11 protein-coding genes and 1 riboswitch are annotated in these 12,938 nt (G+C 64.3%); of the genes, 3 read left to right on the plus strand and 8 right to left on the minus strand.

Going from position 1 to position 12,938, the window contains the following annotated elements; translation table 11 throughout:
• Window positions 1–5: 5 nt before the first annotated feature.
• Window positions 6–1,352, minus strand: coding sequence for a DUF3443 domain-containing protein (locus NH14_RS24750; RefSeq protein WP_052148359.1), 1,347 nt, complete (start codon window positions 1,350–1,352; stop codon window positions 6–8).
• A complete protein-coding gene (locus NH14_RS24755; protein ID WP_052148360.1) occupies window positions 1,349–1,837 on the minus strand; it encodes a DUF2844 domain-containing protein in 489 nt (162 codons plus the stop codon). The genes NH14_RS24750 and NH14_RS24755 overlap by 4 nt, the downstream gene beginning before the upstream one ends.
• A 395-nt stretch (window positions 1,838–2,232) precedes the next feature.
• Between NH14_RS24755 and bamC the strand changes: the two genes are divergently transcribed.
• Window positions 2,233–3,471 (plus strand): NlpB/DapX family lipoprotein, encoded by a 1,239-nt coding sequence (gene bamC, locus NH14_RS24760; RefSeq protein WP_035530972.1) that lies wholly within the window; start codon window positions 2,233–2,235, stop codon window positions 3,469–3,471.
• A 111-nt stretch (window positions 3,472–3,582) separates the two neighbouring features.
• Here the strand turns inward: bamC and NH14_RS24765 are convergent, their stop codons facing one another.
• From NH14_RS24765 to NH14_RS24780, 4 genes are all read right to left on the minus strand, one after another.
• On the minus strand, window positions 3,583–5,184 hold the full coding sequence (locus NH14_RS24765) for an L-lactate permease (protein ID WP_035530974.1): 1,602 nt from the start codon (window positions 5,182–5,184) through the stop codon (window positions 3,583–3,585).
• A 417-nt stretch (window positions 5,185–5,601) separates the two neighbouring features.
• Complete coding sequence (locus tag NH14_RS24770; protein ID WP_035530975.1) at window positions 5,602–5,829, minus strand: YMGG-like glycine zipper-containing protein; 228 nt, start codon at window positions 5,827–5,829, stop codon at window positions 5,602–5,604.
• Window positions 5,830–5,996: 167 nt separating this feature from the next.
• Entirely contained in the window at window positions 5,997–7,928 is a 1,932-nt protein-coding gene (gene thiC / locus NH14_RS24775; protein WP_035530977.1) for a phosphomethylpyrimidine synthase ThiC, read from the minus strand.
• A gap of 96 nt (window positions 7,929–8,024) precedes the next feature.
• Window positions 8,025–8,164, minus strand: a riboswitch (TPP riboswitch).
• A gap of 83 nt (window positions 8,165–8,247) precedes the next feature.
• Window positions 8,248–8,655, minus strand: a complete 408-nt coding sequence (locus NH14_RS24780; RefSeq protein WP_035530979.1) for a GreA/GreB family elongation factor — start codon at window positions 8,653–8,655, stop codon at window positions 8,248–8,250.
• A gap of 677 nt (window positions 8,656–9,332) precedes the next feature.
• Here NH14_RS24780 and NH14_RS24785 point away from each other — a divergent pair.
• Entirely contained in the window at window positions 9,333–10,328 is a 996-nt protein-coding gene (locus NH14_RS24785) for an EamA family transporter (RefSeq protein WP_237179754.1), read from the plus strand.
• 109 nt (window positions 10,329–10,437) lie between these two features.
• Here the strand turns inward: NH14_RS24785 and NH14_RS24790 are convergent, their stop codons facing one another.
• Together NH14_RS24790 and NH14_RS24795 are read right to left on the minus strand one after the other, a co-directional pair.
• On the minus strand, window positions 10,438–10,575 hold the full coding sequence (locus NH14_RS24790) for an entericidin A/B family lipoprotein (RefSeq protein ID WP_035530981.1): 138 nt from the start codon (window positions 10,573–10,575) through the stop codon (window positions 10,438–10,440).
• Between the two features lie 126 nt (window positions 10,576–10,701).
• Window positions 10,702–11,904: an MFS transporter gene (locus NH14_RS24795; RefSeq protein ID WP_035530983.1), complete on the minus strand. Its 1,203-nt coding sequence runs from the start codon at window positions 11,902–11,904 to the stop codon at window positions 10,702–10,704.
• Window positions 11,905–12,683: 779 nt separating this feature from the next.
• Here NH14_RS24795 and NH14_RS24800 point away from each other — a divergent pair.
• Window positions 12,684–12,926 carry a hypothetical protein gene (locus tag NH14_RS24800; RefSeq protein ID WP_168727159.1) on the plus strand — a complete coding sequence of 81 codons (243 nt, stop codon included), beginning with the start codon at window positions 12,684–12,686 and terminating at the stop codon, window positions 12,924–12,926.
• Window positions 12,927–12,938 lie beyond the last annotated feature (12 nt).

The raw sequence follows: 12,938 nt of genomic DNA on the forward strand, positions 1-12,938 counted from the left end.
GCAACTCAGAACGCGAAATACGGCCCCGTTCCCGCCGGGGTCATCTGGGATTCGATCGCCGTATAGATGCGCCGCCCGAAGAAGAACGGCAATCCCCAGCCGAACATATTGCCGTTGTAGCCCGCAAGGTCGTTGAACGCCCAGTTGCTGCTGGCAAGGAGCGTTTGCGCGTTCGCGACGGAAACCGAGGCCGGTGCGCTGACGCCGTCCGTTCCCTTGATCGACGCGCCGATGCTTTGCGGCGTGCTCGGGCAGTACCACACGCCGCAGCGCGTGAGGGCGGAGTTCGCGAAGAAGAAGCCATTCGATCCGCTGTCCAGATAGCTGAGCGGATAGATCGAACCGTCCGCGGTCGTGGTCGTCACGTAGCCCGTCACCGTATTCGCGCGCAGCACGGTAGCGCTGCCGAGCGCATTGTTCGGCTGCGAGCCGATGCCGAAGATCAGCGATCCGCTCACCGCGCCCTGGCCCGTGTCGGGCACCGCGGGCAGATCGATCACGACGCCATTGTTGTCGGTGGCAAACGACGCGACGGGGTTGCGCACTTGCTGCGCGAGTGGCTGCGCGCTCGCCGTGCAGTTGCCGGAGGGGCAGGCGTAGTACCACGAACTATTGGGTTGATTGACACAGGCCGCGCCGCAGTCCGCATCGAAGGTCCCGACGCCGAGGATGCCATTCGAGCGCAGCGCCGTGGTATTGATCATCGCGAACCCGAAGCCGCGGCAGTAATTTGGCGTGGTGGGCACGGACGCGTCGGCGATCACCTGGATCGGCAGTGAAGGCGCGACTTCGCCCGCGAGCCGCACGTCGGCGCTGCGCACTGCGCCCCATGTGTAGCCGGTGCCGAAGGCCGCGCATTCGCCGGCGGGCGACGAGCTGGCGCCCGCGGTGACGGCGGGCAGCGCGAATCCGGCGGGCAGCGCGGAGGCGAGCAGGCGCAGGCCCTGCGAGCCGGTATCGACCTGCACGTTATCGACGGTGGCGCAGGTCGTCGTACCCGGCACGCACACCGTCACACTCGTCATGAGCATGTTGCGTGCGGATTCGGGCGTGGCGGCGACACGGACCGCGAGGACATTCGGCGTGGTCGATTGCGGTACGGTGCCGGAGGTACTGGATGTGCCCAGACTGGTCGCAGACGGCGAACTCGCAGTCGACGGCGCACTGGCGGCAGCGGGCGTGCTCGCGGGCGTTGTGCCGCTTACCACGCCGGTGTTGCCGCTTCCGCCGCAGGCCGCGATCAATGCGGTCAGCACTACGGTGAGCGCTGCGGCAAGGAGGCCTGCGAGTATGCTCGAGCGCGCGTTGGCGCGCTCCCCCGGGGGCAAAACGCGTTGTGCTTGCGCGCTCATTGCAGGTCTCCTTCCGCGACGCCCGCAGGCAATGCCGCGGGCAGCCACGCACGGCCGACATAGCCGCGCATGTGGCCGCCGGATTCGACGACGACCGTGGGCGTATCGACGCGTGCGGCGTGCAGGCCGGCGCGTCCGGCGGCATGGAGCGCGGCGGCGCCGCTGTGCCAGTCGGCGGCGTAGCGGCCAAGCAGTGCATCGAGGTCCGGCGCAGTGGGGCCTTGCCACGTATAGGCGAAGATCTGGCCACTGCGCGCGGCGATGTACTCGTTGAAGCGCGTACCGCGCGCGTCGACGTAGCCCGTCACACGCGCTGCGCCGCCTGCAAGCGTCTGGGTGGTAGCGGGCGCGGATGCTTGCGGAACCTCGGGCGGTGCCGTGTCGCCGAGTGCCGCGTGGGCTGGTGCGGCGCCGGCCGCGAGGCACGATAAGAGGCAGGCGAAGGCCGCGGCGCGGCCCGCCTGCAAGCGGCTGCAAGTTTTCATCGACTCTCCGTATGTTGTTCTTTGGGCTTATCTCTTTTTTCTCGGGGAAATTACCATCGGGCCGCTTCTGCAATATCAGCGAACTTCAAATGTCGGCTGGCGCAAAACTGGCGGCCCTTCATTTCCAACCGTAGTGCGTTGATAAAAAAAGAAATTCTCTCGATTCGCGGGTGTAAAGAGTGGCTTATGAAATGTTGATGAACGTTACGGTGATGGGGGAAAAGGCGGGTTACGGGGCTCGTCACTCAGCTTCTGGAGCACCGGTCTGACGGACTCGGGCGTGCCGGGCAGCGCCATCGCTGCCCGGTTTTTGCACAGCACGGCCTCTCGCCGGTAAAATGGCTGGTTGATCCACGGAAACTAGCCCGTGGCCTAGCCGAAGGGATTACCCGAACATGAGTGATTTTCACCAACGTCTTGCCGCACGCGCGCTCGCGCTCCTGATGGCGGGCGGGCTGGTCGCCGGCTGCAGTTCGCCGACGCCCGGCAAGATCGATTACCGCAGCGACGCGAAGGCGAAGCAGGCGTCGCTGGCTGTGCCGCCGAACCTGCTCGACGAAACGGGCGACCAGCGCACGCTGCCCCCGCAAGGTGGCGAAACCTCGCTGTCCGCGCTCAAGCAGGTTCAGGCCGCAGCGCCCCCGGCCGACCAGACTCAGGTGCTTCCACAGATGCCCGGCATGCACATTCAGCGTGACGGCACGGAAAGCTGGCTTGTCATCGACAACCGCACGCCCGACCAGGTCTGGCCGCAGGTGCGCCGCTTCTGGCAGGAGCAGGGCTTCCTGCTGGTGGTCGACCAGCGCGACAAGGGCGTGATGGAAACCGACTGGAACGAAACCCATCCGAAGATCAACGACGGCCTCATCCGCAACACGCTGTCGTGGGCCACGGGCAATTCGTACGTCACGGCCGAGCGCAACAAGTACCGCACGCGCCTCGAAACGTCGCCCACCGGCGGCACGTACATCTTCATCAGCCAGAAGGGCCTGAGCGAGCAGCTGACCGGCACCAACAACGACACCACGCACTGGGTGCCGAAGCCCAACGATCCGGCGCTCGAAACCGAGTACCTCAAGCGGCTCATGGTGACGCTCGGACGCGCCAAGCCCGGCGTGCCCGACGCGCAGATCTCCGCCGAGGCCGACGCGAAAGCGAATGCCAACGGCAAGACGCCGGCCAAGGGTGCCGACGCGGCCGCTGCCGCCGTCGCGGCGCAGAACGCTGCCGCTGCGGGGCAGAGCGCGCCGTCCGACACGTCGTCGGCGAACGGCGCCGCGGGGGGGCAGTACACGTCGACCGAGCTCACGCTCGCCGAGCCGTACGACCGCGCGTGGCTGCGCGTGGGCGTCGCGCTCGACCGCTCGAACTTCACGGTGGACGACCGCGACCGCACGAAGGGCATCTACTATCTGCGCTACGTGGATCCGCAGGATATGAGCTCGGCGGAGCAGGGCTTCTGGAGCCAGCTCTTCCACGGCCACAAGGACAAGGTCGCGAAGCAGTACAAGCTCAACGTGCGCGCCGTGACTCCGAGCCAGACCCGCGTGTCGGTCGTCGACGACAACGGGCAGGTCGACTCGTCGCGGCCGGCTCGCGAGATCATGAGCCTCGTGGTCGAGCAACTGCAGTAAACATGCTTGAATGCAGCGGGCGGCGCCCATGCCGCCCGAGGGCAATCAAGAAAACCGCCTGCGAATCGATGCATTCGCAGGCGGTTTTTTCATTCGCGCTCCACACCGCCTTCAATGCGGCGGAATCATCCATGTAAACACGTTTTGCTGCAGCCACACCAGAATGCCGAGCAGCACCGTCAGCAAAATCGAGTGCTTGAAGGTTTTCGCGAACACGTGGCCTTCCTGCCCTTTGAGGTCGGTGGTTGCCACGCCCGTCGCGATATTCTGCGGCGAGATCATCTTGCCCATGACGCCGCCCGACGAATTGGTCGCCGCCATGAGCACGGGGTCCAGATTGAGCTGATGCGCGGCCACCACCTGCAGATTGCCGAATAGCGCATTGCCCGAGGTGTCGCTGCCCGAGAGGAACACGGCCACCCAGCCGAGGAATGCCGAGACGAGCGGGAAGAACGCGCCCACCGAGGCCACGCCGAGACCCAGCGTATAAGTCAGGCCCGAGTAGTTCATCAAAAACGCCAGCCCGACGATGGTGGCGACCGTCAGGATGGCGATGCGCGTTTGGACCCATGTATCGACGATCGCGGCGCTGAACTCGGCGGGCTTGAGCCGCACGACCAGCGCCGTGAGGATGGCAGCGAGCAGGATCGCGGTGCCCGTGCCGAGCGGCTGGAAGTCCCAGATCGCGCCATACGGCGTCTTGTACAGCGTGATGTAGACGGCCTTATCGAGGCCTGGCCAGTGCACTTTGAGGTCGCCGATCGCGAATACCTTGGCAATCGTCCAGAGAATCACGACCACTGCCACGATGATCCATGGATACCAACCCTGCGTGCCTGAGACGTCGCCGCGCACTTCCTTGGCGCGGTCGACCTTGATTTCGAAGCGCGCGTCGGGCGCGGGTTTCCACACGCGCAGAAACAGGATCGTGAGTATCAGCGAGACGAGCGAGGAGAGCACGTCGGTCAGGCTGTAGTTGATGTAGTTCGCCGTGACGAACTGCGTGAGAGCGAAGCTGCCGCCCGAGACCAGCAGCACTGGCCAGATGCGCAGCATGCCGCCCACACCCGCGTAGATGGCGATCACGTAGAACGGCAGCGCCACCGCAAAGAATGGCAACTGGCGGCCGACCATTTGGCCGAGCGCGTCGGCGGGCAGATGAGTGACCGCGCCCAGCACCGTGATCGGCACGCCGAGCGCGCCGAACGCAACCGGCGCCGTGTTGAAGATCAACGTGAAGGTGAGTGCTTCGAGCGCCGGGAAGCCGAGCATGATCAAGAGCGAACTGGTGATCGCGACCGGCGTGCCGAAGCCCGAGATGCCTTCGAACAGCGCGCCGAACGAGAAGCCCACCACCACGAGCACGATGCGCCGGTCGTTGGGCAGATTGTCGAGCAGCCACATGCGAAACGCTGCGAAACGCCCCGAGCGCACCGCAATGTTGTAAAGCAGGATGGCCGTGACGACGATCCACATGACCGGCCACAGCGCGAAAACCACGCCGTTGAGCACCGAACTGATGGCGAGATTGACCGGAAACTGCCAGCCCACGATCGCGACGACCAAGCCCACAATGAGGCCCGCGAGGGAAGCCTGCCAGGCGGGCCGGCGCGCCCAGCCCAACAGGACGAGCACCACGGCGATCGGCAGTACCGCAACGATGAACGACAGGAAGAGTGAGTTGCCGATGGGAGTCAACAGCTGATGGAACATGACGTCTCCTTTGTGCTGATTGATATCGGCGCATCGATGCGTGCGGGCGCAAGGGTGTGCCGGGCGTGGCGTCGGCAGTGCGTGCGGCGCGCGGTAGACCTGGGCGCCGCCATCGGGAGAGGGAATTCAGTAAGGCCGTGCTTCAGTACCCGATACCCAATAGCAGCATAGAAAATGGTTCGGGAGCGTCAAGGAGGGAAAGTACGGTCGTGCGGCGCCCAGTAGCCCTTGAGGGGCGGTAAGTGATGCCAGCGGCCGCCACTACGTCGTCGCCGAATGCAAACGCGGCGCATGCTCTTGCGAGACATGCGCCGCGTATCCTCTCTGAAGCCGGCTTGTGTAATCCGGATTGCCGGCTAATTTGCCTGTTGTATCGTCGTGTTTTTTTCGCGGTGTCAGGCAGGGCGGACCTAGCCTTTACTTGCCGACCTGATTGCCGATGATGCCGCCTACCGCAGCACCGCCGATCGTGGAGAGCGCATTGCCGCCAATGGCCGCGCCCGCGACGCCGCCGACACCGGCGCCGATTGCCGTGTCGCGGTCGCGCCTCGACATGTTGTCGCAAGCCGAGAGTGAGAGGCAGCCGGTTACGGCGACGAGCGTTGTCACAGTGAGAAGGGTGCGTGCGCGAGCGAGCGTTTTCATTTTTCGACTCCAGTTGTATCGGGCGGGGCGCATCAGGCGCTTTCGTGTCTGATGCGCCTCCAATACGTTCATCGTAGAAGCGCCGCCCGTATCCGGGTGTGTGCGCTTGTCAACGAGTTGTCGGAGTCGTTAGAAATTGTTTCGCGGCGCGCACCGTCTCGCGTGCCTTACTGGCGCTGATAAATCTCCGCGCCTTGCTTGATGAATTCGACGGCCTTCACTTCCATGCCCTTTTTCAGGGCCTCGTCGTCGCTCACGCCCTGTTTCGCCGCGAAGTCGCGCACGTCCTGGGTGATCTTCATCGAGCAGAAGTGCGGGCCGCACATCGAGCAGAAGTGCGCAACCTTCGCGGAGTCCTTCGGTAGCGTTTCGTCGTGGAACTCGCGTGCCTTGTCCGGATCGAGACCGATGTTGAACTGGTCTTCCCAGCGGAACTCGAAACGCGCCTTCGACAGCGCGTTGTCGCGCACCTGCGCGCCCGGGTGGCCCTTAGCGAGGTCGGCTGCATGCGCCGCGAGCTTGTACGTGATGATGCCTTCCTTCACGTCGTCCTTGTTCGGCAGGCCCAGGTGCTCCTTCGGCGTGACGTAGCAAAGCATGGCCGTGCCGAACCAGCCGATCATCGCGGCGCCAATGCCCGAGGTGATGTGGTCGTAGCCCGGTGCGATGTCGGTGGTGAGCGGCCCGAGCGTGTAGAACGGTGCTTCCTTGCACCAGTCGAGCTGCAGGTCCATGTTCTCCTTGATGAGCTGCATCGGCACATGGCCCGGACCTTCGATCATCACCTGCACGTCGTGCTTCCACGCGATCTGCGTGAGTTCGCCCAGCGTCTTCAGTTCGCCGAGCTGCGCTTCGTCGTTGGCGTCGTAGATCGAACCGGGGCGCAGGCCGTCGCCGAGCGAGAAGCTCACGTCATAGGCCTTCATGATTTCGCAGATCTCTTCGAAATGCTCGTAAATGAAGGACTCCTTGTGATGCGCGAGGCACCACTTGGCCATGATCGAACCGCCGCGCGAGACGATGCCCGTCATGCGGTTGGCCGTGAGCGGCACGTACTGCAGGCGCACGCCCGCGTGAATCGTGAAGTAGTCGACGCCCTGTTCGGCCTGCTCGATCAGCGTGTCGCGGAACATTTCCCACGTGAGGTCCTCGGCCTTGCCGTTGACCTTTTCGAGCGCTTGATAGATCGGCACCGTGCCGATCGGCACCGGCGAGTTGCGGATGATCCACTCGCGCGTTTCGTGAATGTGCTTGCCGGTCGAGAGATCCATGACCGTGTCGCCGCCCCAGCGGATCGCCCACGTCATCTTGTCGACTTCCTCGCCGATCGACGACGTGACTGCCGAGTTGCCGATGTTCGCGTTGATCTTCACGAGGAAGTTGCGGCCGATGATCATCGGCTCGCTTTCCGGGTGATTGATGTTCGCGGGGATGATCGCGCGGCCGCGGGCGATTTCCTCGCGCACGAATTCGGGCGTGATTTCCTGCAGGGCGTTGGCGCCGAAGGCTGCCGCGCCGAACGCCTGACCCGGGTGCTGGCGGCCCATCATCGCGGCCAGCTTCGCGCCGTTCGGGCCGCTCGTCTTGAGGCTTTCCAGATACTCGGCGCGGCGCTGGTTCTCGCGGATCGCGATGAATTCCATCTCGGGCGTGATGATGCCCTGGCGCGCGTAGTGCATCTGCGTGACGTTCTTGCCGGCCTTCGCGCGACGGGGCGTGCGATGCAGGCCCGGGAAGCGCAGTTCGGCCGTGGCCGAATCGGCGGCGCGCTCGCGGCCGTATTCGGAGGAGAGGCCGGGCAGCGCTTCGGTGTCGCCGCGCTTTTCGATCCAGCCTTGGCGCAGTGCGGGCAGGCCCGCGCGGATGTCGATTTTCGCTTCGGGGTCGGTGTACGGGCCCGACGTGTCATAGACGTAGATCGGCGGATTCTTTTCGCCGCCAAAGCCCGTGGGCGTGTCCGATTGCGTGATTTCGCGCATCGGCACGCGAATGTCGGGTTGCGAGCCGGTCACGTAAATCTTGCGGGAATTGGGCAGCGGCGCGATTGCAGCTTCGTCGACGTGCGCGTTGGCGGAAACGAATTTCGGGTTGGCGTTCATGCCTCTCTCCATGCAAAGCTATGTGGGAACAGCGGCTTAGCAGGAGATGAGACGGAACGTGGACGGACTTCGCTGTGATGAGGTGAGGCGTTTGCGTTGCGAAGTCCGGACGCTTCCCTGCGCTGGCATTATCCAGATCAGGTTCAAAGGGTATTTCTCACCCACGCAATACGCGACTTGAACATTCGTATGAACGATTCAAAGCGGCGCATGACGCAGGACCCCCGCGTAAGCAGGCCAAACGATACACCGTGCTGCGACGATCTGGCAAGTGCTCCGGCGGGTGAAATGTGCCGGGCGGGGCGTAGGCGCGTGTTGCTTACAGCGTGAAATCGTCTGCGGCTTCGGGCTGAAACAGGATGCGGTCGATCTTGAACGTCTCGACGGCGCCGCTGGGCGGCGTGAAACGAACGGACTCGCCGCGCTTCGCGCCAAGCAGCGCGAGGCCCGCGGGCGAAAAAACGTTCAGGCGTCCGGCGTCGAGATTGGCGCTCACCGGATAGACCACGGTGAACGTGACTTCCTCGCCCGTACGTTCGTTCACGAGCGTGACCTGCGAATTCATGGTGACGACATTGGCTGCGACCTTGCGCGAGTCGACGATCTCGGCGCGTTCGAGCAGGTCGTCGAGCATGAGTTGGCGCGCGGGAGCCGCGCCGGGTTCGGCGGCGCATTTTTCGAGGCGAGCGAGATCGAGCTCGGTCAGATAGCGGATTTTCTTCGACATGGTGGTTCTCCTTACGATCCGGGATTGAAAAAAGTGAGGGATCGGCCCGGAGCCCGACCGAACGGCTCCGGAAAGCGGAGGGTGGTTCAGTATGGACGCCGGGCGGCGGCGAGCGGGGCCTGGGAGCCGGGAAGGTGTCGTCGGGCGGCGGAGCGCGCATCCGGAAGCGTTCCCGCGCACGCAGACGCGCCGCGCTGGGCGCGCGGCGGCAGAGGTGCTGCGAGATGCACGGCAAGGTGCGCGATCGACGGACGCATGGGGAACGACAGAATTGAATGAAAGTATTTTGAAAGCGTTAGACATGCTAACACGGTCTTGTTATTCGTGGACGACCTGCGCAGGCAACTCGTCCGATGAGGCAATGGCGACGTCTTGTCGCATATCGATGCTATGGCTGTCCTGACGGGCATTTCAGCACTGCGTTTCGGCACTCGTAGCACGCAAGCTGCATGCCTTGCGCATAAAGCGTGCTCACTGCATCCGTAGCGAGGCGCCTTGTTGCATAATGCGTGACGCCCGATTCGGGCACTTCGTGCCCTTAGTGCCTCCATTGCGGCGCATCGAGGCACATCTCGCACTTTCTTTTTCGCCGCTTCCATCATGCCGTTGCGCTTCATTCGTCCCGTCCCATGTTTGGCGGGGTGTCCGCGGTCCGCCCTCAGTCTCTCCGCGGTGCAATGACGATGCCTCCCCGTTTGCCTTCCCGCTCGACCGGCGGCTCACTTGCCCAACGGCTGCTGCAGGCGCTGATACAGACCGGCGCGCAATGCTGGCATCTCGCGCGCAGCGTGCGCTTGCCGCAGTCGCGCGGCGGTCGCGTGGCGCTATCGCTGGCGGTTGTCTACTTCGTTTGGGGCTCGACCTACCTCGGCGTGCACGTGGCGCTTGGCTCGTTTCCGCCGCTGCTGCTTTCGGGCCTGCGCAATCTGTTCGCGGGCATCGGGCTCTTTGTGTTCGCCGTGCGTCGGCGTCCGCCCATGCCGACGCTTGCGCAGGTGCGCAATGCGGGCGTGGTCGGCACGATGCTGGTGGGCCTGTCGAGCGGCATGCTGGCCTATGGCATGCGCACGGTCGGCACGGGCACTGCGGCCGTGATGGTTGCGACCGTGCCGCTGTTCGCCACGCTCATTGCCGCCGCGGCCGGGCGGCGCGTTGCGAAGGGCGAATGGGCGGCAGTGGCGCTCGGTCTTATTGGCATCGCGATCCTCAGCCACGGCGGTGGGGCAAGCGGCACGGCGGGCGGTAGCCTTGCGATTCTCGGCGGCGCGCTCTTCTGGGCGGTAGGTGCGCATCTCGCAGGGCGGCTCGAGTTGCCCTCCGATCTCTTCATCGCAACGGCGCTGCAGATCGGTCTTGGCGGTGCGATCTCGACGCTGGTGGCATGGATCTCCGGCGAGCGTATGGAAGCGCTGCATTTCCTGCCGTTCGTCGCGTTCGTCTACCTGATGGTGATCGGCACGATGGCCGCGTATGTTGCCTATGGCTATCTGATCCGCCACACGAGCCCGATTGTGGCGAGCAGCTGCATGTATGTGAACCCGGTCGTAGCGGTGATCATAGGTGCGCTCACGCTCGGCGAGCCGATTACCCTTGGCACGATCGTCGCCACGGTGCTGATTCTCGGCAGCGTCGGGCTCTCGTTCGTGTTTGACGACCGGCGGCGTGGGTCCTGAACTTGCCTGATCATTCGCAGCACGAAGTTTTTTCTCAGCGCTGACGCATTGGCTGGCGGTGCGGTCGCGGCGCCGGCAGGTGTGCCGGCGCCGGCGAATGCCGCGCCGGTTACTTGGCTTTCTCGGCGCTGTTCGTGATGGCGTGGCCACCCGAGGACAGGTCCTCGCCCGCGCCCGCGACGGTATTGCAGGCAGCCAGCGCCGCAACGGACGCGGTGACAAGAAAGAGTGCAATCAGGCGTTTCATGAGAACAGTCTCCGCTGAGTGAGGAAACCCTTTTCAGCATACGCCGTGCCTGGCAGCCTGCACGGTTTCACGAATTCGCGATGCCGTGCGTGCACGCGTTCCACGTGGTGAACGTGTATTGCGCGGTTATGTGTTGGTATCGGACTGCGCACGCGTGGCGTAGTGAATCCACGCCGCGAGCGCGCTGAAGCCCAAACCGGCTGCGCACACACCCATCCATCCGAACGCATGCCAGGTGGCCGCGCCCACCGCCGAACCCGTTGCCCCGCCGATGAAGTAGCAGACCATGAACACGGTGTTCACGCGGCTGCGCGCCTCGGGGCGCAGCGCGTAAATGCGCGATTGATTCGAGATTTGCGCGGCCTGCACGCCCACGTCGAGCACGACCACGCCAATCACGAGGCCGATCAGGCTCGTGCCCGAGAACGCGAAGATCACGAACGCGAGGGCGATGAGTGCGATCGAGAGCGTGATGACGGCGCGCGGACCGCGTTTGTCGGCGGAGCGGCCCGCCCATGGCGCGGCGAGCGCACCCGCCGCGCCGACGATGCCAAACAGTCCAGCGACCTCGGAGCCGAGATGGAACGGCTCGCCCGCGAGCAGTAGCGTGAGCACGGGCCAGAACAGGCTGAACGCGGCAAAGAGGCAAGCGCCGATAGCCGAGGCTTCGCGCAGGCCGCGCAATTCGACCGTGAGATGCCAGAGCGTGGCAAGCAGCTTGCCGTAGCCGAGCGTCGAAGTCGGCTGGCTCTTCGGCAGTTTTTTCACGATCACCACGGCGAGCACGAGCAGCGCCACGATTGATGCGGCGAACACCATGCGCCAGCCGAAGTACTGGCCGACGAACCCGGACGCGGTGCGCGCGAGCAGGATGCCGAGCAGGAGCCCGCTCATGACGATGCCCACGGCGTGGCCACGCTGCTCGGGCAGCGCGAGTTCGGCCGAGAAAGGCACGGCCTGCTGCGCGATGGTGGCGAGCACCCCGATGGCGAGGCTCGCGCCGATCAGCACCGGCAGAGAGGGCGCGGTTGCGGCTGCGAGCAGGGCGAGGCAGAGCAGCCCGGTCTGCACGAGGATGATGCGGCGCCGGTCGATGCGGTCGCCAAGCGGCGCAAGCAGGAGCATCCCCAGTGCGTAGCCAAGCTGCGTGGCAGCGGGCACCGCGCCGATCCACGCAGCTCCGGCGGGGAACGTATGGCGGAAGTCGTCGAGTAGCGGCTGGTTGTAATAGATGTTCGCGACCGCAACGCCCGCGATGGTCGCGAGCAAAAGCAGCAGGCCGCTCAGCGACTGGCGTTCGCCAGCGGATGCGGAATCGGGTGTGGACATGTGCACGGTGCGGGCGGCGCCCAGCGATATGAGATGCTGAAATGGCTGCCCTCGCTCAAGTCGGCGAAACGCCGGCTACATGAGTTCGGAGCGTGCCGATCATACCGGAGCGTGTGCGATCGTGCCGCCCCTCGCGCAGGCGTGCGCCGGGGGAAAACTTTAAACAGGTTGAGTGTGCAACATTTCGAATGTGCGACGCGCCCGCTGTGAGTCTGACGGCATCGTTATCGGCTTGAGCCGGAATTGCTGTGCCAATGGTAGAATCGCGTCCGCTTTGCCGGCGTGATGAAATTGGTAAACATAGCGGACTTAAAACTAGATTGAGTGCCCAGCCGGAAACGGCCGGTGCAGAACCCCTCAAATTCGGAGAAACCCCTGGACTTTGCGATGCGCAAGCGCGCATTGCGCCGAGGCAACGCCGAGCCAAGCCGGCTGGTGCATTTTCGCGCCAGCGAGGAAGGTGTAGAGACTAGACGGGGGGCGCCTAAGGCTTTGGCGCGGTTTTACCGCGCCAAGTGGCTAAGGCGAAGGCATAGTCCAGCGCACGAACATCCGCGAGAACTTCGCGGGAGGCGTCGAAAGACGTAGTGTGACGAAAATCCGCCGCCTCACGGCTTACCGGTTCGAGTCCGGTCGCCGGCACCAGGACAACCTGATGAAACCCGAACAGGCTTCGCAATAAGAAGCCCCTAAACCCGCGCTGGCGCGACGCCTCGCGGGTTTTTTGTCGCTGGACTCATTGGGTTAGCCGGACATCACAACGATGTCCGAGCCGCGCCGTGCGCTCAGCGACTGCCGATCTGGCCAGTGCGCGGGTTGACGAGCCGCGCGAAGCCGAAAAGCGCCGCAATCGCCAAAGGCGCCAGGATGAAAAAGGCGGTAAGCATGATACAGGCCGTAACAAAATGTTTCGCCAGTGTATCTGCGCGATGCCGATTGAGTATCGGGGAGAACGGCAACAAACTATTGCTATTGCGCAAGGGTTCGCTCAAAAAGCAGGAGTGGATCCGCAAAAGCCTTGATGGGCGGGGATG

Source organism: Paraburkholderia sacchari (assembly GCF_000785435.2).
GTDB classification, from domain to species: domain Bacteria; phylum Pseudomonadota; class Gammaproteobacteria; order Burkholderiales; family Burkholderiaceae; genus Paraburkholderia; species Paraburkholderia sacchari.

Bases quoted from the DNA above. Each gene is read 5' to 3' on its own strand.
- NH14_RS24750 (WP_052148359.1), bottom strand. From the start codon at position 1,352: ATGAGCGCGCAAGCACAACGCGTTTTGCCCCCGGGGGAGCGCGCCAAC.
- NH14_RS24755 (WP_052148360.1), bottom strand. From the start codon at position 1,837: ATGAAAACTTGCAGCCGCTTGCAGGCGGGCCGCGCCGCGGCCTTCGCC.
- bamC (WP_035530972.1), top strand. From the start codon at position 2,233: ATGAGTGATTTTCACCAACGTCTTGCCGCACGCGCGCTCGCGCTCCTG.
- NH14_RS24765 (WP_035530974.1), bottom strand. From the start codon at position 5,184: ATGTTCCATCAGCTGTTGACTCCCATCGGCAACTCACTCTTCCTGTCG.
- NH14_RS24770 (WP_035530975.1), bottom strand. From the start codon at position 5,829: ATGAAAACGCTCGCTCGCGCACGCACCCTTCTCACTGTGACAACGCTC.
- thiC (WP_035530977.1), bottom strand. From the start codon at position 7,928: ATGAACGCCAACCCGAAATTCGTTTCCGCCAACGCGCACGTCGACGAA.
- NH14_RS24780 (WP_035530979.1), bottom strand. From the start codon at position 8,655: ATGTCGAAGAAAATCCGCTATCTGACCGAGCTCGATCTCGCTCGCCTC.
- NH14_RS24785 (WP_237179754.1), top strand. From the start codon at position 9,333: ATGACGATGCCTCCCCGTTTGCCTTCCCGCTCGACCGGCGGCTCACTT.
- NH14_RS24790 (WP_035530981.1), bottom strand. From the start codon at position 10,575: ATGAAACGCCTGATTGCACTCTTTCTTGTCACCGCGTCCGTTGCGGCG.
- NH14_RS24795 (WP_035530983.1), bottom strand. From the start codon at position 11,904: ATGTCCACACCCGATTCCGCATCCGCTGGCGAACGCCAGTCGCTGAGC.